We start from the raw sequence: 24,783 nt of genomic DNA on the forward strand, positions 1-24,783 counted from the left end.
GCCGGTCCGTCACCGCGACACCCCGGATCACGGCTCACGGCTCACGGCGGTCCTGGCGGGTCGGAGCTTCACTCGCTACAAACTTGATGACGTAGATGAATCGCGGTCGAAGGGGCTTTCGTCAGGGCTCGATCTGGTCGCTGCCGGCTTCGAGCCGGGGCGCCGTTGAGTCGTTGACGTCATCAAGTTCGTAGCGAGTAAGCAAGCACTTCATCCCCAGCCAGGAACGTTTTCCACAGCGTTTTCCACAGGTGGATACTCGCGGGTTGGACTGGTGTCGAGGCGCGGCCGAGCATGGGCTGGTGACCGACGCGGAGCCTCTGACGGATCTGGCGGCGACCCTGCGCGCGTTGCGCCGGGCGGCCGACCTCAGCCAACGGGAACTGGCCGGAAAATCCGGGGTGCCGCAGGCGACGATCGCGCGGATCGAGTCCGGGAGGTCGCCCGACCCGGGCTTCCGCACCATCGAACGTCTCGTCGGCGCCGTGGCCGGCCGGATCACGATCTCGCCCGCGGCCTCCGCTGAGCTCGATCCGGTTGCCCAGGAGGAACTGCGGGACGCGGCGGGGCGGCACCCTCCGGCGCACCTCGAGGCCCGCGAGGTGCGCGAGCCCCGCGATTGGCCGGGCGCCTGGTGGGCGCACTGGTACAACGTCCCGCCCGAGCGTTGGCCTCCACTGCCGGCCGTGACATATGCGCTGGACCGTGACGCGCGGGATCGGCAGCGGCATCGCGATCAGGTGCGGCGGGACAGCACCGTCCGCCGGTACGTCGACCCGGCAGTCCCGTCGACCTCCTGGTGTTTCGTCGCCGAGCGGCCCGGCGGGGAACTGGTCGGCGAGCTTCGGGCACACGAGCGCAGCGTCGACCTGCTGATCGGGCATTATCCGGTCGGCCAGCGCGAGCTCGTACTCGACGGGGTGCTCGTCGCGCCGGCGTATCGTCTGATGGGCATCGGGCGTCGGCTGGTCGACGCGTTCTCGCTCGAGATGGACCGGGCCGGCATCGGCTCCGTTCACGCGGTGGCCGTCGAATGCGGTGCCATCGACTTCCTGCTCGCGTGCGGGTTCCAGCTGGAGTGCAGGCGGCCCGCCGCGTTGCTGCTGGAACGGCCGGTCAGCGGAGGGCGGCCGCCGCGGCGGTGAGGGCGGCGAACGCCTCCCGCATCCGCCAGGATCCCCGATCCCGGGGCCCGATCGGGTTGGACACCGTACGCAGCTCGGCGAAGGGCACGCCGGCCTGCGCGGCGGCGACGGCCACGCCGTACCCCTCCATGGCCTCCGCCACCGCGTCCGGGTGCCGGGCGGCGAGGGCCGCGGTGCTCGCGGCGGTGCCGGTCACCGTGTTGACCGTGAGCACCGCGCCGACCGTGGCCGCCGGCAGGGCGGTACGCAGGGCGTCCAGCAGCCCCGGGTCGGCGGGTACGACGCTGCCGACGCCCAGCAGGTCCGCCGGCATGCCCAGCTCCTCCAGCGGGAGAAAGCCCTCCGGCGACTCGGCGCCCAGGTCGGCCGCCACGCTGCGGGTCGCCAGCACCGTGCCGCCGACCGCCACCCGGTCGACGAAACCGCCGGCGATGCCCGCGCTGACCACCGCCCGGTACGGCCGACCGGCCGCCTCGGCGAGCACGAGCAGCCGGGCGGTGGCGGCCCCGGCCACGGCGGGGCCCACCCCGACGGGCGCGACGGTGACGGTGGGGTCGGTCAGGCCCGCCCGGACCGCCTCCGCCTCGGCGGGTACGGCGGTCACCACCAGCAGTCCGGTCACCCGACCGGCCCCCGTGGCTCCCGCCGGTTCTCCTCGTCGAGGCCGCCCGGCCCGCCGACGGTGGAGGAGGAGGGACGGTAGATGTGAAAGCCGGGCGGCGCGAACGCCTCGTCCAGCTCGGTGGTGGGCGTACCGCCCGACGTCGGGGCCGGCGAGGTGGGGGCCGGGTCGGCCAGCTCCTCCGTCCGCTCGTCGGCCAGCTCGTCGTCGCCGAGGGACCGGCCGATCAGGCGTTCCTTGCGCAGCCGGCTGGCCACCAGCACGCCGCGTACGCCCACCAGCGCCGCGAAGCTGGCGGCGACGGTGACCCCGATCCGGCCGGTGAACGGGACGAGCCCGAGCCCGCCGCCGGCCACGAAGGCGAGCATGAGGGCGGTCTCCGAGTGGGCGAAGGAGCTGGCCCGCAGCCGCTCCGGGATCCGCTCCTGGATCGAGGCGTCGACCGCGAGCTTGGCGATCCCGCTGAACAGGGACGTCACCAGGCAGAACAACGCCACCATGGGGAGCGAGAACTTCAGCGCGGCCAGCACCGCCACCCCGGCCACGATGATCATGCCGCTGGACTGGATCGCGGTCGGCCGGTGGATACGCAGCCGGGTGCCGACCGCGGTGGCCAGGAAGGTGCCCACCGCCAGTGCGCCACCGACCAGGCCGAGTGCGCCCTGTGCGCCCAGATCCCGGCCGAAGAAGTCGGTCGTCAGGTCGCCGGCCTTGATCGCGAAGGCCAGGAAGAGCAGCAGGAAGCCGTACACGCCGCGCAGCGCCGCCGCGCCGATCACGGTGGCGATCACCAGGCGGCCGGCGGGTCGGCCCCGGCCCAGCGGGCGTTCCCCGTTCCGGCGGCGCAATGCCCGGAACGGCTGCGGCACCCGCTCCGGGGGCTCGGAATCCGCCCTCGGCGGCAGGCGCAGCGCGATCACCATGCCGACCAAAAAGATCAGCGAGGCCACCCGGAGCGACCACTGCGGCCCGAACCAGAACGCGGCCAGCCCGAGCGGGGCGACCAGGCCACCGGCCACCGTGCCGTAGACGCTCGCCCGGGCGCCCACCTGGGACAGCCCCAGGCCCTCCGGCAGCAGCCTCGGCACCGCCGCCGAGCGGGCCACCCCGTACGCCCGGGAGAGGGCGAGCACGCCGAACGCCGCCGGGTAGAGCCCGAAGCTGCCGAGGTAGTCGGAGATCAGCCAGGCGAGGAAGGCCCGGCCGAGCATGGTGGTCGCCAGCGCGTACCGGCGGCCGTGCCGGAAGTGGTCCAGCAGCGGCCCGACCACCGGGGCGAGCATGGCGAACGGCACCATGGTCACCAGCAGGTAGAGCGCGACCTTGTTGCGGGCCTCGCCGAGTGGCACGTCGAAGAAGATCGTCCCGGCCAGGCCGATGGCGATCAGGGTGTCCCCGGCGCAGGAGAGGGCGTGCAGGTCGAAGAGGCGGACCATGCCCACCTCGTTGCCGGCGCTGCGGGCCCGGGCCGATCCGGCCCGTCGGGTCATCCATCGACCGCCATGCAGCGAGCCGCGTAGCAGCAGGCGGGTGGCGCGGATGCCCGTGCCGACGGCCCGCCCGAGGGCGGACCGGCCGGAGCGGGAGGACGGCGGCATGTGTCCATCCTCGCCCATCTGATCCACGCGCGCTCCGCCACCCGGTAGAACGACTCCGGGGAGTGCCTGTCAGTCGACCGTGGGCATGGGGAACAATGGGCAGGTGACCAGGCCCGCCTCCGCCCGCGCTCCCCGGCTCGACCAGGTGTGCGCCGCCGCCGTCGAGGTGGCCCGCGCCGCCATCACCGAGGTGGACCCCGCCGACGTCGGCGAGCACCTCCAGGCCGTCGCCGAGGGCGACCGGCTCGTCACCCACTACTTCGAGTGCCGGCTGGCGGGCTACCGCGGCTGGCGCTGGGCCGTGACGGTGACCCGGGTGCCGCGCAGCCGGCACGTCACGATCTGCGACACGGTCCTGCTGCCGGGCCCCGACGCGCTGCTCGCCCCCGGCTGGGTGCCGTGGCAGGAGCGGCTCAAGCCGGGCGACCTCGGCCCGGGCGACCTGCTGCCGACCCCGCCGGACGACGAGCGCCTCGCCCCGGGCTATGTGCTCTCCGACGACCCGGCGGTTGAGGAGACCGCGTGGGAGCTGGGCCTGGGCCGTCCCCGGGTGCTGTCCCGGGAGGGGCGCTCAGAGGCCGCCCAGCGCTGGTACGACGGCGACCACGGCCCGGATGCCGCGATCTCGGTGGCCGCGCCGGCCGCCGCCCGCTGCGGCACCTGCGGCTTCTATCTGCCGCTCGCCGGCGCGCTGCGGCAGTCCTTCGGCGCCTGCGGCAATTTCTACGCCCCGGACGACGGCCGGGTGGTGAGCGCCGACCACGGCTGTGGCGCGCACTCGGAGACGTTGGCCGAGACGGCCGAGACCCCGGTCGACGAGCTGCCCACGGTCTACGACGACAGCGCGGTCGAGGCGATGTCGGTAAGCCGGGCCCCGGGCTCGGTGGAGGCGGCCGAGCCGGCCGAGCCGTACGGCCACCCCTGACGGTCGCTGCGACCGACGGTCAGCCACGGCGGGCGGCGGTCAGCCACGGCGGGCGGCGGCCTCCCGGCGGCGGCGCCGGTTGGCGTCGTGCCGCATCATCACGGCGAGACCGGGAAAGCCCCACAGGAAACCGGCCAGGCAGGTCCAGAGCCAGTTCTGATGCCCGTGCTCGGTGAGCCAGCCGCGGAAGAAGACCAGCAGCACCAGCCCGACCACCGCCCAGGCGATCAGCCCGGCGACGGCGAACGGCACCATCGGTGGGTCGAGCGGCTCGGGCCGCGGCGGTTGCTCCTGGGACACGGGCACAGCATACGGGCGTGCGCACGCCCGTGGTGATCAGGTTGGCCAGGGGTAACGCCCTTGACATCCACCCCCTGTTGTACGTCGTGGCGTTGTTGTTCATCCTGTACTTCCCGCGCGGGCCGATCGAGTCCGTGGTGTTCCCACGCGGGACAAAACGATCTTCTGGTGAGTCTGGTCATATCGCATGTCGTTAGCCAGGCTTATTAGTTAAGCTAACTAGTGTGACGGAGCGGACGGTGACGGCGAAACGCGTGCCACCGGCGCAGCTGGCCCCCCAGCTGCGTGATGCGATCACCCGACTCAACCGACGGGTCCGACAGGCCCGCCCGGTCGGCGACCTGACGGTCACCCAGGTCTCGGCGCTCACCAGCCTCAACCTGGCCGGTGCCCTGACGCCCCGGGAGCTGGCCGACGTCGAGCGGGTGCAGCCGCCCACGATGACCAAGATCGTCGCGAAGCTGGAGGAGCGCGGCCTCGTGCAGCGCACCCCCCACCCGACCGACGGCCGGCAGGTCATCCTCGCGGCGACCGAGGGAGGGCGGGCCGTGCTCGAACAGTTCGAGCGGGCCCGCAACGAGTGGCTGGCCGACCGGCTGGCCGCGCTCACCGAGGAGGAACGCGACACGCTGCGGCGGGCCGCCAACATCCTCCAGGGGATCGCTCGCGCCTGAGCCACGACGCGTCGTGCTCTCCGCCCCGTCCGGCGTGGATGAGGCGTACCGACGCGAGGAGGCGCACCAAGAGTGCGGGCGAAGTTGAGCACGATGTTCCAGTCCCTACGAGTCCGAAACTACCGGCTCTTCGCCACCGGACAGCTGATCAAGTTGATCGGCGTCTGGATGATGTTCATCGCCCAGGACTGGCTCGTCCTTGAGCTCAGCGACAATTCCGCCACCGCGCTCGGCGTGGTCACCGCGTTGCAGTTCACCCCCGTACTGCTGCTGACGCTGCTCTCCGGCCGGCTCGCCGACCGGTACGACAAGCGGATGCTGCTCTTCGTCGCCAACGCGTTCTGGACCGCGCTGGCGCTGGTGATGAGCCTGCTGGTGATCACCGGGCTGGTGCAGCTCTGGCACGTCTTCACGTTCGCCCTCCTGCTCGGCGTCGCCAACGCGGTGGAGACCCCCGTCCGGCAGGCGTTCGTCTCCGAGCTGGTCGGCGTGCCGCTGCTGCCCAACGCGCTCTCGCTCAACGCGGCCACCTTCAACTCGGCCCGGATAGTCGGCCCGGCCACCGCCGGTCTGGCCATCGCCGCCTTCGACGTCGGGCCGGTCTTCCTGTTCAGCGCACTCAGCTCGATCGCGCCGCTGGTCAACGTGGTCCGGATGCGTACCTCCGAGCTGCACCGCAAGGACCTGCCGCCGGCCGGCGAGCGCGACCAGGCCCGGGTGGTGGACGGCCTGCGGTACGTCGGGCGCCGGCCGGACATCCTGCTGCCGATGGCGCTGATGTCGGTGATCGGGATGAGCCTGTTCAACTTCCAGCTCACCCTCGCCGCGCTGGCCAAGACCGTGTTCAACACCGGTGCCGCCTCGTTCGGCCTGTTCAGCACCGCGCTCGCGGTCGGCGCGCTGATCGGTGCCCTGGCCGGCACCGGGCGGCGCAGCCGCCCGTCCGTCTGGCTGGTGCTCGGTGCGGCGGTCGGCTGCGCCGCGTTCGGCACCCTGGTCGGGCTCGCCCCGGCGTACTGGCTGGTGGTGGCGTTGCTGCTGCCGACCGGGTTCTTCATGGTCTTCTTCGCCCAGGCCGCCAACCAACGGGTTCAGCTCAGCGTCGACGCCGCCTTCCGGGGTCGGGTGATGGCGCTCTGGGTGCTGGTCTTCCTCGGCACCAACCCGGTCGGTGCGCCGATCATCGGTTGGGTGGCCGAGACCTTCGGCGCCGGGGCGAGTATCTGGATCGGTGGCCTGATCTCGCTCGCCGCCGCGCTCCTCGCGCTCACCTGGCAGCTGCGCCGCTCCGGTGCCCGGCTGCGGATGCGGGTGCTGCCCATGCCCCGTTTCTACGTGGTGTCGCCCGGCGCCGAATGACCCGATAACCATCGCCGAGGACCGGTTTCCCGCCCCGGGGACCGGTCCTCGGCGTATTCGTAGATGCCCGATCCGCCCATTCGGGTGGCGGGCCGCGACGATGGGCCTTAGCGTCGGTACGTGGCGCGGGGACTACTGTTGGTGCTGGCAATCCTCGCTGTTTGCTGCCTTCCCGCCGTCTTCGCGCTGATCTTCTGCGCCGACGAGATCCTCGACCGGGTGGTCTGCAAGTGGGCCGAATGGCGCGAACAGCGGCGGGAACGGCGTACCATCGCCCGGCTGGACCGGGCCCTTGAGGCAGACGCCCTCACCCGCGACATCGACCTCACCGAGCTCGACCGGGCGGACCGGCGTCCTCTGCAACAGCTCGCCACCGATCTGCGCCGGCTCGGCGGCCACCGGCTCGCCGCCGCCGACCGCTCCGTGGTGTGGCACGGCGCGGTCATCGACGCGTACGACGAGCGGCTGCGCGCCGCCTGCCGAGCGCTGGGCATCACCGAGCACCTGGCTGAGCTGGACGGTGTGGACCGGGAGATCGAGCGGGTACGGGTGGAGGGGCAGTTGCACGCCGCCGGGCTCACCCTGCCCGCCGCCCGCCCCGGTCACCACCAGCGGCACCGCTGACCGGGCGACCTCCGGTGCGGCTCTTCGTCGCGGTCTATCCACCCCGGCCGGCGATCGACGACCTCGCCGCCCAGGTGGCCCGGCTGCGGATCGGGGCCGCCTCCGCCGCCGGCACCAACGTCCGGCTGGCCGACCCGGCCAACGCCCACCTCACCCTGGCCTTCCTCGGCGACGTGCCCGAGGACCGGCTGGTCGACGTGGAGAGCGCGCTCGGCCTGGCCGCCGAGACGTTCCGGGGCGGCCGGGACAGCTCGCCGCGGCTCCGGCTCGGGGGCGGGGGCAGCTTCGGGCGGGGCCGGTTCACCGTGCTCTGGGTGGACGTCCAGGGCGACGTCGAGGGGCTGGCGGTGCTGGTCCGGCTGATCCGGTTCGGGTTGCGCCGCGCCGAGCTGCCGCACGACGAGAAGCCGTTCCGGGCCCACCTGACCATCGCCCGCCCCGGCGACCGGGTCGACCGTGCCGACGTGCTGGCCGATCGGGAGATCCTGCACGCCTACCTCGGCCCCGAGTGGCCGGCGGCGGAGCTGGTGCTGGTCCGCAGCCACCCGGGCCCCCGCCCCACCTACGACCGCCTGGCCGCCTGGCCGATCTGACCGGACCAGCTCCGCCTCACCAGGCCCAGGCCTCGGGGCCGGGGCCGCCGTTGCCGAGGGGCGGGAAGAGTTCGTCGAGGCGTGCCAGGGTCGCCTCGTCGAGGTCGACCTCCAGCGCGGTGAGGTTCCGGTCGAGCTGGTCCACGGTGCGCGGGCCGACGATCGGGGCGGTCACGCCCGGCCGGGAGAGCAGCCAGGCCAGCGCCACGTCGGCCGGGTCGTGGCCCAGGTCGGCGCAGAGCTTCTCGTACGCCTCGATGGTGGGGCGGTGCGCGGCGAGCGCGTCGGCCGATCGGCCGCTGGCGCTGCGGGCCGCGCCGCCCTCGGCCATCTTGCGGATGACGCCGGAGAGCAGGCCGCCGTGCAGCGGCGACCAGGGGATGACGCCCAGCCCGTGATGCTGCGCGGCCGGAATCACCTCAAGCTCGACGTACCGGGTCATCAGGTTGTAGATGCACTGCTCGGAGACGAGGCCGAGGAAGTTGCGCCGGCCCGCCGCGGCCTGCGCCTGGGCGATGTGCCAACCGGCGAAGTTGGACGATCCAACGTAGATCACCTTGCCCTGCGCGACCAGGGTCTCCATGGCCTGCCAGATCTCCTCCCACGGCGTGGCCCGGGAGATGTGGTGCATCTGGTAAAGGTCGATGGTGTCGGTCTGGAGCCGGCGCAGCGAATCCTCACAGGCCCGGATGATGTGCCGGGCGCTGAGGCCCTGGTCGTTGGGCCACTCGCCCATCCTGCCGTACACCTTGGTGGCCAGGACGACCTTGTCGCGGCGCCCGCCGCCCTGGGCGAGCCAGCGGCCGATGATCCGCTCGGTGACGCCCTCGCCGAGCTTCCAGCCATAGACGTTCGCGGTGTCGAAAAAGTTGATGCCGTGTTCCAGCGCCCGATCCATGATGGCGAAGCTGTCCGGCTCGTCGGTCTGCGGCCCGAAGTTCATGGTGCCGAGGCAGAGCCGGCTCACCGAGAGACCGGTACGTCCCAGGTTCGTGTATTCCATGGGTTCACCCTGGCACGCCAGGACTTCGAGTGCCTACGGTCAGGACGACTCGCGGGCCGCCGGGCCGCTGCCGAACAGGACATCGTCCCAGCTCGGCAGCCGCTTGCGCGGCTTGCCGCCGGCCTCGGCGGACTCGCTGCCGCCGCCGGCTGCCGCCGCCGCGCCGGTGCGACGCGGCCGGAGCACGGCCAGCGATGGTACGGCTGGGACCTCCTTCGGCGCGTCCGAGTCGTCGTCGAACGCGGACCCGGGGCCGCCACCGAGCAGCGCTGCCGCGCCCCCGCTGACCGGGCGCTGACGGGGTGCCTCCGGCCCGGCCAGCGCAGCCGGGGTGCGTGGTTCGAGCCCGCGACCGGAGGTCGAGCCGAGCGGCCGGTCCAGCGACGCGAGCAGGGCGTCCCGGCCGGCGCGGATCGGGTCCCGCCCCGGGCGGGCGTGCTCGGCGGGCGTCGGCAGGCCGTGCCCGCCCCGGCTCGGCTCGCCGCGCGACGGGCCGGGCAGCGCGTGACCGCCCCGCTCCGGTGCCGGCTCCTGGCCGAGGATCGGCGTCGGCCGCTCGGCGCAGAGATATTGCGCCATGTCGTCGTGCGGGGCGACGTGCTGCCGGGTCTTGTCGAGGTCCCAGACCGCCTGGGCGGTGGCCTTGCCCGACGGCCAGGTGGCGATGATCCGCCAGGTGCCGTCGTCCCGCCGGTACGCGTCCCAGGAGATCTTCTCGGTGTCGATCCCGTGCTGGGCCAGCCGGCCGTTGACCACCTCGGCCAGCGGGGTCGGCTTCTCCGCGCCCTTGAGTCGGGTCCGCCGGGCGTGCTGGGCGAGCATGGCCCGCTCCTGGAGCACCGGGCCCGCGTAGCGCAGGACGCGGTCGACCGGGACGCCGGCGATCCGGGCGACGTCCTCAGCGGACTCGCCGGCGCGGATGCGGGCCTGGATGTCCCGCGGAGAGAGGGAGGGCGTCGGGTCGGCGGCACTCGGCACCACCGCGAGGGGTGCCGACCCGGGCTCGGCGTGCAGCGCCCCGGTGACGCGTTCGTCGATGGGCAGGGCGAGCAGACGCCCGACCTCGTCGGCGAGCACCATAGCCTGGCCGTCCTCGGAGAGGGCGACGAAGCGTACTGGGCGCATGTGCTTGCCTCCGTCCCGCTTCGCTGGCCGTCACGCCACGAGCCGGCCACCCGGGCGTCTCGCACCACCGTACGCTCATCTACCCCAAGGTGGGGGATGCGACACCCGGCATGTCGCGACTGAGCTGCGGCGATGATCACGGTGGGTGGTCGCGGAAGCAGCGACGACCACCCACCGTCACCGAGTGATCAGAGTCGCTCGACCACGTAGTCGATGGACGCGGTGAGCGCCTCCACGTCGGCCGGCTCGACCGCCGGGAAGAGCGCGACGCGCAGCTGGTTGCGGCCCAGCTTCCGGTACGGCTCGGTGTCCACGATGCCGTTGGCGCGCAGCGCCTTGGCGATCGCCGAGGCATCCACCCCGTCGGCGAAGTCGATCGTGGCCACCACGTTGGAGCGCAGCGCCGGGTCGGCCACGAACGGGGTGGCGAACCCGGCCCGCTCGGCCCAGCCGTACACGATGGCGGCGCTCTCGGCGGTGCGCTTGGCCGCCCAGGCCAGGCCGCCCTGGGTGTTCATCCAGTCGGTCTGCTCCGCGGCCAGGAAGATGGTGGCCAGCGCGGGGGTGTTGTACGTCTGCTCCAGCCGCGAGTTGTCGATCGCGGTGACCAGGTCGAGGAAGGCCGGGATGTAGCGGCCGGACTCCTTGATCTCGGTGGCCCGGGCCAGCGCGGCCGGCGACATCAGGGCCAGCCAGAGGCCGCCGTCGGAGCCGAAGCACTTCTGCGGGGCGAAGTAGTAGACGTCGGTCTCGCCGACGTTGACCTCCAGGCCGCCGGCGCCGGAGGTGGCGTCGACCAGCAGCAGCGAGCCCTCGTCGGCGCCCGCCACCCGGCCGATCGGCACGGCCACGCCGGTGGAGGTCTCGTTGTGCGGGGTGGCGTAGACGTCCACGCCCGCCTCGGCGACCAGGGTCGGCGCGGTGCCCGGCTCGGCCTTGCGGATGGTCGGCTCGCCCAGGAACGGGGCGTCCTTGACCGACTTGGCGAACTTCGCGCCGAACTCGCCGAAGCTGGCGAACTGGGCCCGGTCGCGGATCAGGCCGAAGGTGGCGACCTCCCAGAAGGCGGTGGTGCCGCCGTTGCCGATGATCACCTCGTAGCCCTCGGGGAGGGAGAAGAACTCGGCGATGCCCCGGCGCAGCCGGGCCACCTGGTCGCGGACGGTCTTCTGCCGGTGGGAGGTGCCCAGGTAGCTGGTGGCGACGTCGGCGAGGGCGGAGACCGCCGCCGGACGGACCTTGGACGGCCCGCAGCCGAAGCGCCCGTCGGCGGGCTTGATGTCGTCGGGAATCCGGATGGTCGCTGCGTCAGCCACGGTTGTCTCGATCCTTCCGCGTGGGCGGGGACGGCCCTCTGTGCGGGCGCGGACCGACGGCGGCCGCGCGTGAGCGCGCGGGGAGGCCGGGATCCGAGCCCGGTCCGGCGGCACTGCCGGCCTTCATCCTCGCACCCGCGCGACCCGCCCCGGCGGCTGGTCCCGCCCTCTGAGGTGAGGCGTCGAACACATCCCCGCCGCGCAGGATCCGCGCACTCTTCGGGAACGTGCTGGCTCCGGGCTGCGTGAGGGGACACCTGCGGTGAGGTTTGTGCGGATCTCGCGTCGGGCGGAAAAGCGCGAGCCCCGCCCGGGGGACCGGGCGGGGCTCGACGGGCGTGGGATGTCAGACGCCGTGCGGGATGGCGTCCCAGCCGTCGACCTGCTGCGGCTTGCGCGGGCCGTGGCCGACGTACCGGGCCGACGGGCGGACCAGCCGCTGGAGCTTCTTCTGCTCCAGGATGTGCGCCGACCAGCCGCCCATCCGGGCGCAGGTGAACATCGAGGTGAACATGTGCGCCGGCACCTCGGCGAAGTCCAGCACCACGGCCGACCAGAACTCGACGTTGGTGGCGAGCACCCGGTCCGGGCGGCGGGCCTGCAACTCGGCCAGAGCCGCCCGCTCCAGCGCCTCGGCGACCTCGAAGCGCGGCGCCCCCAGCTCCTTGGCGGTGCGCCGGAGCACCCGGGCGCGCGGGTCCTCGGCCCGGTAGACCCGGTGGCCGAAGCCCATCAGGCGCTCGCCCCGGTCGAGCACGCCCCGGACGTACCCCTCGGCGTCGCCGCTGCGCTCGACGGCCTCCAGCATGCTGAGCACGCGCGACGGCGCGCCGCCGTGCAGCGGGCCGGAGAGCGCGCCGATGCCGGAGGAGATGCAGGCGGCGGCGTCGGCGCCGGTGGAGGCGACGATCCGGGCGGTGAAGGTGGAGGCGTTCAGGCCGTGCTCGGCGGCCGAGATGAAGTAGGCGTCGACGGCCTTCACGTGCCGCGGGTCGGGCTCACCCCGCCAGCGCTTCATGAACCGCTCGACGATCGTCTCGGCCTTGTCGATCTCCTTCTGCGGCACGGCCGGCAGGCCCAGGCCGCGGGCGGACTGGGCGACGAAGGAGAGCGCGGTCACGGAGACCCGGGCGAGGTCCTCGCGGGCCTGCTCGTCGGCGATGTCGAGGAGCTGGTTGAGCCCCCAGTACGGGGCGAGCATGGCGACCGCGGACTGCACGTCGACGCGGATGTCGCCGGAGTGCACCGGCACCGGGAACGGCTCGGCCGGCGGCAGGCCCGGGCCGAAGCGCCCGTCGACCAGCAGCGCCCAGACGTTGCCGAAGGAGACCTGACCGATCAGATCCTCGATGTCCACGCCGCGATAGCGCAGTGCGCCACCCTCGCGGTCCGGTTCGGCGATCTCGGTCTCGAAGGCTACGACGCCCTCCAGGCCCGGTTTGAAGTCGGACATGTCGTCTCCTGGCTTCCGGCGGTGCGCCCGCGCGGGCTCAGCCGAACCCAGCGCCCCAGCGACCCTCAGGGATGTGTTCGTGCCATCTTGCCTGCTGAGTAACTGAGTGCGCGACCCACCGCGACTGTGCTACACGCGACATCCCCATCGCTGGACAGGCGCACGGCCTCGACCAGACTGGTCGGTGGGGCGTGGCCAGCGTCGGGGGACGTGGCCGCCCCGACGAAAGGGACGTGGAGAGTGACGGGCGACACACCGACCCCGGCTGCCATGCGCAACGAATACGCAGCCGACCTGGGCCTTTCCGAATCGGATCTCGCGCCGGACTGGCACACCCAGTTCGCCCGCTGGTTCGCCGACGCGGTGGCGTATCCCCTCCCCGAGCCGAACGCGATGGTGCTGGGCACGGCCGACGCCGACGGTCGCCCGAGCGGCCGGACCGTGCTGCTCAAGGGGTACGACTCGGAAGGCTTCGTCCTCTACACCAACCACGACTCGCGCAAGGGCGTCGAGCTGACCGCCAACCCGTGGGCCAGCCTGGTGTTCCCCTGGTTCCCCATGCAGCGCCAGGTGGTGGTCACCGGCCGGGTGGTGAGGGTCGACCGGGCCGAGACCGAGGCGTACTTCGCCAGCCGACCGCGTGGCTCCCAGCTCGGCGCGTGGGCCAGCACCCAGTCCCGGGTCATCCCGGACCGGGCCGCGCTGGACGCGGCGTACCGGGCGGCCGCCGAGCGCTTCGTCGCCGTCGAGCCGGTCCCCGTGCCGCCACACTGGGGCGGGTTCCGGGTGCTCCCCGAGACGGTGGAGTTCTGGCAGGGCCGGGCCAGCCGGCTGCACGACCGGTTGCGGTTCCGGCACACCGACGGCGGCACCTGGGTCATCGAGCGGCTGGCCCCGTGACCGGGGTGAAGGAGGCCCGGCCGCGCGAACCGCGCCGCTGGGCGATCGACCTGCGTCCACTGGGCGTGCCCGCGTACCGGCGGGTGTGGCTCGGCAACGGCGTGGCGATGTTCGGCTTCCAGCTCACCGCGGTCGCCGTACCGGTGGAGATTTTCGGGCTGACCGGCGGCTCGTTCTGGGTCGGCCTGCTCGGCGTGGCCGGGTTCCTGCCGCTGCTGCTCTTCGGGCTCTGGGGCGGGGCGGTCGCCGACGCCCGGGACCGGCGTCAGGTCCTGCTGGCCGCCGGCGGGCTGCTCTGGGCGTCGACCCTGGGCCTGTTGGCCCAGTCGCTGTTCGGGGTGGGCAACCCGGGGCTGCTGCTCGCCCTGGTGGCGGTGCAGTCGACCGCGTTCGCGATCACCTCGCCGGCCCGTAGCGCGATCCTGCCGCGCCTGGTGCCGGACGAGCTGGTTCCGGCGGCGAGCACGCTGAACTTCACCACGTTCACCGCGGCCGCCGTCTTCGGGCCCCTCACGGCCGGCCTGATCTTCGCCACCTGGCGCGCCGAGGTCGGGCTGCCGATCGCGTACGCGGTGGACGCGCTGCTGTTCACCGTCTCGCTCTGGGCCACCCTGCGGCTGCCGGCGATGCCACCGGAGCCGGACCCGACGGGCGACGGCACCCCGCGGAAGGCGGGACTGGCCAGCATCGTGGACGGCTTTCGCTACCTGGCCACCACGCCGGTGCTGCTGCTGTCGTTCGCCATCGACCTGATCGCGATGATCCTGGCCATGCCCCGGGCGCTCTTTCCCGAGGTGGCGCAGGACCGGCTGGGCGGTGGTGGCGCGATCGGCTGGCTCTACAGCGCCATCGCGATCGGCGCGATGCTGGGCGGCCTGACCTCCGGCTGGATCGGCCGCCTGCGGCGGCAGGGGCTGGCGCTGGTGCTGGCCGTGGTGGGCTGGGGCATCGCGATCGCCCTGGCCGGGCTGGCCCGCCAGCTCTGGCTGGTGGTGCTGCTGCTCGGCCTCGCCGGGGCCGCCGACCTGGTCAGTTCGGTGCTGCGGCAGTCGATGCTGCTGGTGTACGCGCCGGACCGGATGCGCGGCCGGCTCCAGGGCGTGAACACCGTGGTGGTCGCGGGTGGTCCCCGCTTGGGCGATTTGCGGGCCGGCACCATGGCGGCCGGCTTCGGTGCCGGCGTCGCCTGGGTCGGCGGTGGCCTCGTCGCGGCCGTACTCGCCGTGCTGCTGGTGGTGGCCTTCCCGGCCCTGATCCGCTACCGCTCGGCCACCCGCCCCTGACCGTCCGCCCCGGGCCCTCCCCCCGTGCTCCCGCGCTCCTGCCCCGGGGTAGGTGTTAGGAAGGGGCCCTTGCTATCGCCAGGCGTTAAAAGGGGGCCCTTCCTTTCATCTACTAAGGTCGCCAACATGGAGAACGGGGTGAATCCCTCGCCGTCGGGGCACAGTGGAGCATCTCGGCGGACGGGCACGAGGCCGTCGTCGTCGAGGTGGGCGGCGGGCTGCGGGCGTATCGGCACGATGAGGTGGACTACCTCGACGGGTACGAGGCCGACGAGATCTGCCCCGGCTCGGCCGGGCAGGTGCTTGCCCCGTGGCCGAACCGGATCCGGGACGGCGCGTACGCCTTCGGGGGCCGGACGTTACAGCTCGACCTGACCGAGCCGGCCCGGAACAACGCCATCCACGGCCTGGTCAACTGGGTGTCCTGGCAGCTGGTCGAGCGGACGCCGGAGACCATCACGCTCGGCTACGACCTGCCGCCGACCCCGGGCTACCCGTGGGCGTTGCGGCTGCGTACCCGGTGGAGTGTCGGGGCGGGCGGGCTGCGCGCCGAGCACGAGGTGACGAACCTGACCGACGAGGCGGCGCCGTTCGGCTTCTCGGTGCACCCCTACCTCCGGCTGCCGAAGGCCGGCGTGGACGAGCTGTCGCTGCGGGTGCCGGGGCGGATCCGGATGCTGCTGGACGGCCGGCTGCTCCCGGTGGGCGCGACCCGGGTCACCGGCAGCGAGTACGACTTCACCGAGCCCCGCCCGATCGGCGACGCGGTGCTCGACCTGGCCTTCGGGGACATCGTCCGGGACGGCGACGGTCGGTCGAGCGTGACCCTCGCCGCGCCGGACGGTTCGGCGGTGCACGTCTGGGCCGGCCCCGAGTTCGGCTGGTGGCAGGTCTTCACCGGGGACACCCTCACCGGCGAGCGGCACCGCCGCTCGGTCGCGATCGAGCCGATGACCTGCCCGGCGGACGCTTTCCGCTCGGGCAAGGACCTGATCGTGCTGGCCCCCGGCGAGACCTGGCGGGGCGCCTGGGGCATCCGGCCCGGAGCCTGAGCGTGGAGTTCGCCGAGGTCGTCCGGCGCCGCCGGATGGTACGCAACTACGACCCCGACCGGCCGGTCCCGCCCGAGGTGGTGGACCGGTTGCTGGAGCATGCGGTCCGGGCCCCCTCGGCGGGCTTCGCCCAGGGTTGGGGCTTCCTGGTGTTGGAGGAGCCGGCGGACCGGGAGCGGTTCTGGGCCGCGGCCACCCCGGGCGGGGGTGGCCGGGAGCGCTGGCTGGCCGGGATGCGCCGCGCTCCGCTGATCGTCGTGCCGCACGCGAACCGCTCCGCCTACCTGGACCGGTACGCCGAGCCGGACAAGGGCTGGACGGATCGCGCCGAGGACCGCTGGCCGGTGCCCTACTGGTACGTGGACACCGGCTTCGCCGCGCTGCTGATGCTGCTCACCGCCGTGGACGAGGGGCTGGGCGCCTGCTTCTTCGGCATCCCACCGCAGCGGATCGGGGCGTACCGGGAGGCGTTCGGGGTGCCGGCGGAATTCCACCCGATCGGCGCGGTCACCATCGGTTACCGCGCACCCGACCACCGGTCACCGTCGCTGCGTCGTGGCCGGCGGCCGGTCGACGAGGTGGTCCGGCGGGGCCGCTGGAGTTGACGGCGGGTTTGTCCGGGCCGGTCGGGGCATCGGCGGTAGGAAAACCGACATGAGGGAGTAAAACGCAATGTGGCCGCTGCGGCTAGGCTGGCACGGACATCATCAGCCGTTCCGCGTGGCGTCTCGCCCTGACCCGGCCGGGCGCCGAGGCGGGCCGCGCCAGGGGGAGGGGAGCGCGCCGTGATCTTCAGAGCGGTCCGGGACGGGCGTCCCTACCCGGAGCACAACCTCACGCTCAAGCAGTGGGCCGAGATCCCGCCGCGTCCGCTGCGGCTGGACCAGCTCATCACCACGAAGCGGGAGCTGGCGCTGGACAAGCTCCTCGCCGAGGACTCCACCTTCTATGGCGACCTCTTCCCGCATGTGGTGCAGTGGAACGGCGGCCTCTACCTGGAGGACGGTCTGCACCGGGCGTTGCGTGCGGCGTTGCAGCAGCGCAACCAGATCCACGCCCGGGTGCTGGTGCTCAGCCCGCAGGGCGAGTGACGTCCTGCTGAGCCTTCGTTAAGGTGGCGGCATGACCCCTCTCGACCTGCTGGACATCGACGCGTCGCTGGGCGAGGAGGAGCGGCAGATCCGCGCCGTCGTGCGCCAGCTCGTCGACGACCGGGTACGCCCGCACGTCGCCGGCTGGTACGAGGACGGCCGAGTGCCGGCCCGCGAGCTGGCCCGCGAGTTCGGCAAGCTCGGCCTGCTCGGCATGCACCTGACCGGGTACGGCTGCGCCGGCGCGCCGGCGGTCGCGTACGGGCTGGCCTGCCTGGAGCTGGAGGCCGGCGACTCCGGCATCCGCTCGCTGGTCTCGGTGCAGGGTTCGCTGGCCATGTACGCCATCTGGCGCTACGGCAGCGAGGAGCAGAAGCAGCGCTGGCTGCCCGCGATGGCGGCTGGCGAGGCGATCGGCTGCTTCGGGCTGACCGAGCCCGATCACGGCTCCGATCCGGCCTCGATGGCCACCCGGGCCCGCCGGGACGGCGACGACTGGATCCTCGACGGCGGCAAGATGTGGATCACCAACGCGCCGGTCGCCGACGTCGGGGTGATCTGGGCGCGCACCGACGAGGGCGTGCGAGGTTTTCTCGTGCCGATGGACACCCCCGGGGTGGCCACGCAGGAAATCCGCCGGAAGATGTCGCTCCGCGCGTCACTGACCGGCGAGATCGTCCTCGACGGCGTCCGGCTCCCGGCGGACGCCCGGCTACCCGAGGCGACCGGGTTGAAGGCGCCGCTGAGCTGCCTCACCGAGGCCCGGTACGGCATCGTCTGGGGCGCGCTCGGCGCGGCCCGCGACTGCCTGGAGACCGCCCTGTCGTACGCGACCACCCGGACCCAGTTCGGCCGGCCGCTCGCGGGCTTCCAGCTCACCCAGGCCAAGCTCGCCGACATGGCCGTCGAGTGGAACAAGGGGCTGCTGCTGGCGCTGCACCTGGGTCGGCTCGCCGACGCCGGGCGGCTGCGCCCCGAGCAGGTCAGCGTGGGCAAGCTGAACAACGTACGGGAGGCCCTGGCCATCGCCCGGCAGTGCCGGACGATCCTCGGCGCCAACGGGATCTCCGGCGAATACCCGATCATGCGGCACGCCGACAACCTGGAGAGCGTGCTGACCTACGAGGGCACCTCGGAGATCCACCAACTGGTTGTCGGGCAGCGGCTGACCGGGCTCTCTGCCTTCGCCTGACCTGCGGTTTTCCCATCTGCCGCCGGTCGGCGAGCGGGTGTCGTACGGGGGCCTTACCGTCATCTTCAGGCGCAGTGTCTGACGAGGACGGTGAGGGCGATGGCCCGCGACGGTGACATCAACGAGCCCACCATGGAGTTCCCCGGTCACCCGGCCGGCGACCCCGGCCAGCCCCGGTCCGACGTCACACCCGACCCGGGGCCGGGCGCCCCGGCGTCGGTGGGTGGCCCGGTTCGCGGCCTGCTCTGGGTGCTCGGCGCGGCCGCGCTGGTCGTGGTGGCGCTGCTCGGCGTGCAGGCGAGCGGGATCCTGCCGGATTTCCGCAACCCGTTCGCCAGGGAGCAGACCGACCGCAGTCAGCCGACGCTGCTCAGGTCGATCCGCGACCTCAGCCGGTACGTCGCGGCCGAGGGCGACTTCCAGGTGGTGATCGACCTGCAGAACGACCGGCGGAACGTGCCGGACTTCCTGCTCAACGAGCGGACCCTCTTCGTGGGGGCGGGGCGGGTCGAGGCGTACGTCGACTTCTCGAAGATCGCCGATGGGGCCGTGGTGGAGTCGGCCGACAAGAAGTCGGTGGAGATCAAGCTGCCCGCCCCGCAGCTCGGCGAGACCGACCTCGACATGTCGAAGAGTTACGTCTTCGCCCAGCAGCGTGGCCTGCTCAACCGGCTCAACGACCTGGTGGCCGGTGACCCCAACCGTCAGCAGCAGGTCTACCGGCTGGCCGAGGACCGGATCACCGCCGCCGCCCGGGACAGCGGGCTCGCCGCGCGGGCCGAGGAGAACACCCGCAAGATGCTGGAGGGCCTGCTCCGCTCCCTCGGCTACGAGAAGGTGACCGTCACCTACACGGCCCCCTGACATCGTCGGCAGTTTCGGGGGAAGTGCTGCTTCAGCGGCGAGTGGAGGCAGCACTTTCCCCGATGTCGCGCCCGGGCGGGTTGGTGGGTCAGTACTCGTTGGGCATCAGGATCCACAGCACCAGATAGATGATCACCTGGGTGCCGGGCAGCAGTAGGGACAGCAGGAACAGCAGCCGGACCAGGTTGGCCGACAGGCCGAACCGCTGGGCCAGGCCGGCGCAGACCCCGGCGACCATGCGCCCCTGGCGGGGGCGGACCAGTTTGCGACTCATCGTCGTACTCCCACTCTGCGGCGATCCGCCGCGCTGACTCCAGGTTAGGAACGGCAGCACCCCCCGCCCTCGCCCCCGAGGATGATCGCCAGCCCCCGCACCCGTAGGTGCTTACCCCCGCCGGGTCACGCCGGGGCAAGATCGTGCTCGATCCTGGATCGAGTGGCCTCCCGGTCGCTCCGAGGCCACTACTTCCCGGATCGAGCACGATCTTGGCGCGGGAGACGGGCGCGGGGAGACGGACGCGGGGCGCGGGGGAGGGCGGGTGTGCCGGGCTGGGAGCAGGTTCTGACCTGGGCAGGTAGGCTCGCCGGTCGGGCGCCCACACCCCGGGTGCCGCCCGCCGCCCCGGACCGGGAGCGGCACATCCCGGGCCGGACCCGTACGACGGGTACGACGGCGAGGAAAGTGCAGCCATGATCAGTGTTTTCGACCTCTTCAGCGTCGGCATCGGGCCGTCCAGCTCGCACACCGTCGGGCCGATGCGCGCCGCCCGTACCTTCGTGACCGGGCTCAAGGCGGACGGGCTGCTCGCCGACACCGCCCGGGTACAGGCCGAGTTGTTCGGCTCGCTCGGTGCGACCGGGCACGGGCACGGCAGCGACCGCGCGGTGCTGCTCGGGCTGGAGGGCGAGGCGCCGGAGACGGTTGACACGGACTCGGTCGGGCCGCGGGTGGAGCGGATCCGGGCCGATCGGCGGCTCAGCCTGCTCGGCACCCACGAGATCGACTTCGACCCGGACCGGGACCTGGTGCTGCACCGACGCCGCTCGCTGCCGTACCACCCGAACGGGATGACCTTCGCGGCCTTCGACGGGGGCGGGAGTCAGGTCAGGGCCCGCACCTACTACTCCGTTGGTGGCGGGTTCGTGGTCGACGAGGCGGCGGCCGGGGCGGACCGGATCAAACCGGACACCACCCGGGTCCGTTACCCGTTCCTGACCGGGGCGGAGCTGCTGGCGGTCACCACCGGCAACGGCCTGTCGATCAGCGAGGTGATGCTCGCCAACGAACTGTCCTGGCGCGGCGAGGCGGACGTCCGCTCCGGGCTGCTGGACATCTGGCGGGTGATGCGGGAGTGCGTCGAGGCCGGCTGCGCGCGGGACGGAGTCCTTCCCGGCGGGCTGAAGGTCCGCCGCCGGGCGGCCGAGCTGCGCCGCAGCCTGGAGGCGGAGGCCGACGCCAGCGACCCGCTGCGCGCGATGGACTGGGTCACCCTGTTCGCGCTCGCGGTCAACGAGGAGAACGCGGCCGGCGGCCGGGTGGTCACCGCCCCGACCAACGGTGCCGCCGGGATCATCCCGGCCGTGCTGCACTACTACACCCGGTTCGTGCCCGACGCCTCGGACGAGGGCGTGGTCCGCTTCCTGCTCGCCGCCGGTGCGATCGGGGTGCTGTTCAAGGAGAACGCCTCGATCTCCGGGGCCGAGGTCGGCTGCCAGGGCGAGGTCGGCTCGGCCTGCTCGATGGCCGCCGCCGGGCTCGCCGAGGCGCTCGGCGGCACCCCCGAGCAGGTGGAGAACGCCGCCGAGATCGGCATGGAGCACAACCTCGGCCTCACCTGCGACCCGGTTGGCGGGCTGGTGCAGATCCCGTGCATCGAGCGGAACGCGGTGGCCAGCATCAAGGCGATCACCGCCGCCCGGCTGGCGCTGCGTGGCGACGGGGTGCACGCCGTGTCGCTGGACAAGGTGATCAAGACGATGCGGGAGACCGGTGCCGACATGAAGGTCAAGTACAAGGAGACGGCGCGGGGCGGCCTCGCGGTGAACGTCATCGAGTGCTGAACCCGATGGGGTGACCCGGCGTGTACCGGTGCCGAAGGCGGGTGGCGCGGGCGAGGATGGGACGGTGACGACAGGCGTCGCCGCGCTCTGGTCGGCCCGCAACTCGCTGCGCATCCTGGTCAAGCGGGACCTCGCGGTGAAGTACCAGCAGTCCGTGTTGGGCTACCTATGGTCGCTCATCGAGCCGCTCGGCATGGGCCTGATCTACTGGTTCGTCTTCGGGGTGCTCTATTCCGGGGCCACCCGCCGGCACCTGGGCGAGGCCGCCGGGTCGTACCCGCTGTTCCTGATCACCGGGATCTTCGCCTGGATGTGGGCCAGCTCGGCGCTCAACGAGGCGACGAACGCGCTGACCGGGCAGGCCCGGCTGATCACCACGATGAACGTGCCCCGGCAGGTCTTCCCGATCGGCCGGGTCACCGGTCGCTTCGCCGAGTACGCCGCCGGCCTGCCCATCCTGGCCGGCATCGCGGCGATCTACGCGGCGCACGGGAAGATCCACGTCGGCTGGACCCTGCTCGCCCTGCCGCTGGCCGTGTCGGTGCAGTTCGTCCTGCTGGCCGGGGTCGCGCTGCTGCTGTCGGCGTTCAACGTGCTGATGCGCGACATCGAGCGTTTCATGCGGCTGATCATCCGGGTGCTGTTCTACGCCACCCCGATCATCTACCCGCTCGGTCTGGTACGGGACTCCGGCATGCCGGCCTGGGTCAAGTTCGGTTACGAGCTGAACCCGCTGGTCGGCATCTTCCAGCTGCACCACTCGATCTGGTACCCGGACGAGTTCCCCGACGCCCGGCTGCTCGCCGTCACCGTGCTGGACAGCCTGCTGGTGCTGGCGGTCGGCTGGTGGTCGTTCCGCCGGCTGGAACCGGCCGTGCTCAAGGAACTCTGAATGACGGCGATCATCGAGGCGGAGGGGCTCGGCATCCGGTTCGTCCGCAACCGGCGCCGGCAGCTCCGGCTGCGGGAGCTGTTGATCCATCGGGGCGGGCGGAACAGCACCGCCGGCCAGTTCTGGCCGCTGCGGGACGTGTCCTTCCGGGTCGAGCCCGGCGAGACGGTCGGGGTGATCGGTCGTAACGGCACCGGCAAGAGCACCCTGCTGCGGTTGATCGCCGGGGTGCTGATCCCCGACGAGGGCCGGATCCGGGTACGCGGGGCGGTGGCTCCGCTGCTGGAGCTCTCCGCCGGTTTCTCCAACGACCTGACCGGCCGGGAGAACCTGTACCTGGTGGGCGGGCTGCACGGGCTGCCGACGGCGTACCTGCGGCGGCACTTCGACGAGATCGTCTCGTTCGCCGGGGAGCAGGTCGAACGCTCCATCGACACCTCGGTCCGGCACTACTCCTCCGGGATGAAGGTGCGGCTCGGTTTCGCGGTCATCGCCCACCTGCCGCATCCGATCCTGTTGGTGGACGAGGTGACCGCGGTCGGGGACGCGGAGTTCCGCGCGAAGTGCTATGCGACCATCGAGCGACTTCTCGCGGAAGGGCGCACGCTCGTGCTGGTGTCACACAACGAAAAGGACCTCACCCGGTTCTGCCGTCGAGGGCTCTACCTCGACGGCGGGCGGCTGACCGTGGACGGGACGATCGACGAGGCGCTGCACGCGTACGCCAGCGCCGCGCAGCGGTGACGCTCGCGATCGTGCTCGCCGCCGACCCGGCCGCGAGCCTGACCACCCGTGCCGGGGAACGACTGGTCGACCGGCTCGTCGGGCAGTGGCGACGGGCCGGCGCGAGCGACGTGCGGGTGGCCGGCGACCTGACCGAGCTGGCCGAGCTGGTGGCCGGCGCGACCGGCCCGGTGCTGGTCAGCGGGGCCGACCTGGTGGCGCACACGGCCGTACTCCGACACCTGGCGACCAGCCCGGTGGGGCCGACGCTGGCCCTGGTGCTCACCGATCCGCCCGCGCCGGGGCAGGCGTCGGTCCGTGAGGAGCGCGGCCAGGTGGTGGCGGTCGGCGACCCGGCGGACGCGACCGGGGTCTTCGGCGGCGCGCTGCGGGTCGGCGCGGCCGACCTGCCGGCCCTTGCCGCCGCGGCCGAGACGGCCGCCGCCGCGCCGAGCGGGCCGGCGACCGCCGCGGTGGACCGGCTCTTCGCCGAACTCGCGGCGTGCGGCACGCTGACCTTCGCGCACCGGGTACGCCTGCTCGTGGCGCACCGGGCCGGCACCCCCGCCGAGGCGGACGCCGCCGAGGCGGCCGTGGCCGCGGTCGATGAGGACCGGGCCGAGCTGCGGCTTTCGGTGAAGGAGCGGGACGACTTCTTCACCACGTTCTTCGTCAGCACCTGGTCGGTGTACGTGACGAAGGCCGCCGCCCGGCTGCGGCTCAGCCCGACGGCGGTGACCATGATCTCGGTGGCCTTCGCGGTGGCCGCCGCGCTGCTGTTCGGGGCCGGCGGGCGGCCCGCGCTGGCCGCCGGGGCGGTCCTGCTCTACCTGGGCTTCGTGCTCGACTGCGTGGACGGGCAGTTGGCCCGCTACACCCGACAGTTCAGCGCCTGGGGCGGCTGGCTGGACACCATGGCCGACCGGGCCAAGGAATACGTCGTCTACGCCGGCCTCGGCTACGGCGCGACGCACGCCGGCTTCCGCTACGGCTGGGCCCTGGCGATCGCCGCGATGACGTTGCAGACCGTGCGGCACATGACCGACACCTGGTACGGCGTGCTGCACGACGAGGCGGCCCGGCGGCCCCGCCCGGCGACCGGGGGGGCCGGGGGCATCGGCGGGCGGCTGAACGCCGCCTCGACGAAGGTGCAGGCGGACACCGGCTCGGTGTCGTACTGGCTGAAGCGGACGGTGGTCTTCCCGATCGGCGAGCGGTGGGCGCTGATGGCGCTGACCGCCGCGCTCTTCGGCCCGCTGGTGGCGCTCTGCGCGGTGCTGGTCTGGGGGACGCTGGCGTTCGCGTACACCGGGGGGTTGCGGACGTTGCGGGCGCGGTGGATGCGGGTGCCGGTGGTGGCCACCGTCGACGCGACGCTGCACCGCGACGACGGGCCGCTGGCCCGGGGGGTGCCGGCGGTCCGCCGGCCCGGCCCGCTGGCGCTGGCGGTGCTCGGTGCGCTCAGCGCGGTGGCCCTGCTGCTCTGGGCGCTGGCCACCGTGCACGCCGGCGACCGGTTGCCGGGCTGGGTGGTGCCGCTGGCGGTGCTGGTGCTGCTGGTCGCCGCGCTCGGCGCGCGGGCGTCGCACGACGGTCCGCTGGACTGGCTGGTCCCGGCCGCGCTGCGGGCCGGGGAGTATCTCTTCGCCATCGCCGTCGGGGTGGCCGGCCGGGCGCCCGCCTGGCTGATCTTCGGGTACGTCTTCGTGCTCACCCTGCACCACTACGACCTGACCGCCCGGCTGGAGAAGCGGCAGACGGCCCCGCCGCTGCACCCCGCCACGCTCGGCTGGGACGTACGGTCGGTGCTGCTGGCGGTGGCGACATTCGCGGGATTTGCCAGTATCGGGCTGATTACACTCGGTGCGTACCTTCTCGTGGTTTTCGTCGCGAGCGTGGTCCTCGCCTGGGTGGTCCTGCCGGCCCGCGCCCCACGGACGCCGGTCCCGGTCGGTGGGGGTGAGCGCTCGCCGGGCTGACGGAGGGCC

At 72.9% G+C, this 24,783-nt stretch carries 25 protein-coding genes and 1 pseudogene; 18 read left to right on the forward strand and 8 right to left on the reverse strand.

Features of this window, described 5'->3' with window-relative positions:
• The first annotated feature begins 302 nt into the window (after positions 1-302).
• Positions 303-1,145, forward strand: a complete 843-nt coding sequence (locus GA0070604_RS02055) for a GNAT family N-acetyltransferase (RefSeq protein WP_244161711.1) — start codon at positions 303-305, stop codon at positions 1,143-1,145.
• Here the strand turns inward: GA0070604_RS02055 and GA0070604_RS02060 are convergent.
• Together GA0070604_RS02060 and GA0070604_RS02065 are read right to left on the reverse strand one after the other, a co-directional pair.
• A complete protein-coding gene (locus tag GA0070604_RS02060; RefSeq protein WP_091113225.1) occupies positions 1,117-1,767 on the reverse strand; it encodes a futalosine hydrolase in 651 nt (216 codons plus the stop codon). The genes GA0070604_RS02055 and GA0070604_RS02060 overlap by 29 nt on opposite strands.
• On the reverse strand, positions 1,764-3,365 hold the full coding sequence (locus GA0070604_RS02065; RefSeq protein ID WP_091113229.1) for an MFS transporter: 1,602 nt from the start codon (positions 3,363-3,365) through the stop codon (positions 1,764-1,766). Before GA0070604_RS02065 ends, GA0070604_RS02060 begins: the two co-directional genes overlap by 4 nt.
• Before the next feature lie 85 nt (positions 3,366-3,450).
• Between GA0070604_RS02065 and GA0070604_RS02070 the strand changes: the two genes are divergently transcribed.
• Complete coding sequence (locus GA0070604_RS02070) at positions 3,451-4,290, forward strand: DUF3027 domain-containing protein (RefSeq protein ID WP_091113233.1); 840 nt, start codon at positions 3,451-3,453, stop codon at positions 4,288-4,290.
• Positions 4,291-4,329: 39 nt separating this feature from the next.
• Here the strand turns inward: GA0070604_RS02070 and GA0070604_RS02075 are convergent, their stop codons facing one another.
• Entirely contained in the window at positions 4,330-4,590 is a 261-nt protein-coding gene (locus tag GA0070604_RS02075) for a DUF2530 domain-containing protein (protein WP_091113236.1), read from the reverse strand.
• A gap of 14 nt (positions 4,591-4,604) precedes the next feature.
• Between GA0070604_RS02075 and GA0070604_RS34205 the strand changes: the two are divergent.
• The 5 genes and pseudogenes from GA0070604_RS34205 to thpR form a co-directional block, all read left to right on the forward strand.
• Positions 4,605-4,787 (forward strand): annotated as a pseudogene (locus tag GA0070604_RS34205) (hypothetical protein); the annotation flags it as partial.
• Positions 4,788-4,814: 27 nt separating this feature from the next.
• Positions 4,815-5,264 (forward strand): MarR family winged helix-turn-helix transcriptional regulator, encoded by a 450-nt coding sequence (locus GA0070604_RS02085; RefSeq protein WP_208601959.1) that lies wholly within the window; start codon positions 4,815-4,817, stop codon positions 5,262-5,264.
• Positions 5,265-5,336: 72 nt separating this feature from the next.
• Entirely contained in the window at positions 5,337-6,623 is a 1,287-nt protein-coding gene (locus tag GA0070604_RS02090) for an MFS transporter (RefSeq protein ID WP_091113244.1), read from the forward strand.
• 120 nt (positions 6,624-6,743) lie between these two features.
• Positions 6,744-7,247 (forward strand): hypothetical protein, encoded by a 504-nt coding sequence (locus GA0070604_RS02095; protein WP_091113248.1) that lies wholly within the window; start codon positions 6,744-6,746, stop codon positions 7,245-7,247.
• Between the two features lie 14 nt (positions 7,248-7,261).
• Positions 7,262-7,840: an RNA 2',3'-cyclic phosphodiesterase gene (gene thpR / locus GA0070604_RS02100; protein WP_091113252.1), complete on the forward strand. Its 579-nt coding sequence runs from the start codon at positions 7,262-7,264 to the stop codon at positions 7,838-7,840.
• 16 nt (positions 7,841-7,856) lie between these two features.
• Here the strand turns inward: thpR and GA0070604_RS02105 are convergent, their stop codons facing one another.
• The 4 genes from GA0070604_RS02105 to GA0070604_RS02120 all read right to left on the reverse strand — a co-directional run bounded on the left by GA0070604_RS02105 (position 7,857) and on the right by GA0070604_RS02120 (position 12,737).
• Entirely contained in the window at positions 7,857-8,843 is a 987-nt protein-coding gene (locus tag GA0070604_RS02105) for an aldo/keto reductase (protein ID WP_091113255.1), read from the reverse strand.
• Positions 8,844-8,882: 39 nt separating this feature from the next.
• Entirely contained in the window at positions 8,883-9,968 is a 1,086-nt protein-coding gene (gene sepH / locus GA0070604_RS02110) for a septation protein SepH (protein WP_091113259.1), read from the reverse strand.
• 188 nt (positions 9,969-10,156) lie between these two features.
• A complete protein-coding gene (gene serC, locus GA0070604_RS02115) occupies positions 10,157-11,284 on the reverse strand; it encodes a phosphoserine transaminase (protein ID WP_091113263.1) in 1,128 nt (375 codons plus the stop codon).
• Between the two features lie 346 nt (positions 11,285-11,630).
• Positions 11,631-12,737, reverse strand: a complete 1,107-nt coding sequence (locus GA0070604_RS02120) for a citrate synthase 2 (protein ID WP_091113266.1) — start codon at positions 12,735-12,737, stop codon at positions 11,631-11,633.
• A gap of 270 nt (positions 12,738-13,007) precedes the next feature.
• On the opposite strand from GA0070604_RS02120, the gene pdxH reads away from it, so the two are divergent.
• From pdxH to GA0070604_RS02155, 7 genes are all read left to right on the forward strand, one after another.
• Positions 13,008-13,637: a pyridoxamine 5'-phosphate oxidase gene (pdxH, locus tag GA0070604_RS02125; RefSeq protein ID WP_091113269.1), complete on the forward strand. Its 630-nt coding sequence runs from the start codon at positions 13,008-13,010 to the stop codon at positions 13,635-13,637.
• Positions 13,634-14,920: an MFS transporter gene (locus GA0070604_RS02130; protein WP_091113271.1), complete on the forward strand. Its 1,287-nt coding sequence runs from the start codon at positions 13,634-13,636 to the stop codon at positions 14,918-14,920. The genes pdxH and GA0070604_RS02130 overlap by 4 nt, the downstream gene beginning before the upstream one ends.
• 170 nt (positions 14,921-15,090) lie before the next feature.
• A complete protein-coding gene (locus tag GA0070604_RS02135; protein WP_091113274.1) occupies positions 15,091-15,972 on the forward strand; it encodes an aldose epimerase family protein in 882 nt (293 codons plus the stop codon).
• A 2-nt stretch (positions 15,973-15,974) separates the two neighbouring features.
• Positions 15,975-16,577, forward strand: a complete 603-nt coding sequence (locus GA0070604_RS02140; RefSeq protein WP_091113278.1) for a nitroreductase family protein — start codon at positions 15,975-15,977, stop codon at positions 16,575-16,577.
• A gap of 180 nt (positions 16,578-16,757) precedes the next feature.
• On the forward strand, positions 16,758-17,063 hold the full coding sequence (locus GA0070604_RS02145; RefSeq protein WP_091113285.1) for a type II toxin-antitoxin system VapB family antitoxin: 306 nt from the start codon (positions 16,758-16,760) through the stop codon (positions 17,061-17,063).
• A gap of 31 nt (positions 17,064-17,094) precedes the next feature.
• Positions 17,095-18,255, forward strand: a complete 1,161-nt coding sequence (locus GA0070604_RS02150) for an acyl-CoA dehydrogenase family protein (RefSeq protein ID WP_091113291.1) — start codon at positions 17,095-17,097, stop codon at positions 18,253-18,255.
• Positions 18,256-18,354: 99 nt separating this feature from the next.
• Positions 18,355-19,119, forward strand: coding sequence for a DUF4230 domain-containing protein (locus tag GA0070604_RS02155; protein ID WP_091113297.1), 765 nt, complete (start codon positions 18,355-18,357; stop codon positions 19,117-19,119).
• A gap of 88 nt (positions 19,120-19,207) precedes the next feature.
• Here GA0070604_RS02155 and GA0070604_RS02160 read toward each other — a convergent pair whose 3' ends face one another.
• The gene (locus GA0070604_RS02160) at positions 19,208-19,393 is read right to left on the reverse strand and encodes a PspC domain-containing protein (protein ID WP_091113301.1); all 186 of its coding nucleotides are present in this window, start codon (positions 19,391-19,393) and stop codon (positions 19,208-19,210) included.
• 416 nt (positions 19,394-19,809) lie between these two features.
• Here GA0070604_RS02160 and GA0070604_RS02165 point away from each other — a divergent pair, with 416 nt between their 5' ends.
• The 4 genes from GA0070604_RS02165 (at position 19,810) to GA0070604_RS02180 (ending at position 24,774) form a co-directional block, all read left to right on the forward strand.
• Positions 19,810-21,180, forward strand: coding sequence for an L-serine ammonia-lyase (locus GA0070604_RS02165; protein WP_091113305.1), 1,371 nt, complete (start codon positions 19,810-19,812; stop codon positions 21,178-21,180).
• Between the two features lie 64 nt (positions 21,181-21,244).
• Entirely contained in the window at positions 21,245-22,072 is an 828-nt protein-coding gene (locus tag GA0070604_RS02170; protein ID WP_091126846.1) for an ABC transporter permease, read from the forward strand.
• Positions 22,073-22,816, forward strand: a complete 744-nt coding sequence (locus GA0070604_RS02175; RefSeq protein WP_091113309.1) for an ABC transporter ATP-binding protein — start codon at positions 22,073-22,075, stop codon at positions 22,814-22,816.
• Positions 22,813-24,774, forward strand: coding sequence for a DUF5941 domain-containing protein (locus GA0070604_RS02180; protein ID WP_091113312.1), 1,962 nt, complete (start codon positions 22,813-22,815; stop codon positions 24,772-24,774). The genes GA0070604_RS02175 and GA0070604_RS02180 overlap by 4 nt, the downstream gene beginning before the upstream one ends.
• Positions 24,775-24,783: the final 9 nt, after the last annotated feature.

Source organism: Micromonospora eburnea (assembly GCF_900090225.1).
GTDB lineage: Bacteria > Actinomycetota > Actinomycetes > Mycobacteriales > Micromonosporaceae > Micromonospora > Micromonospora eburnea.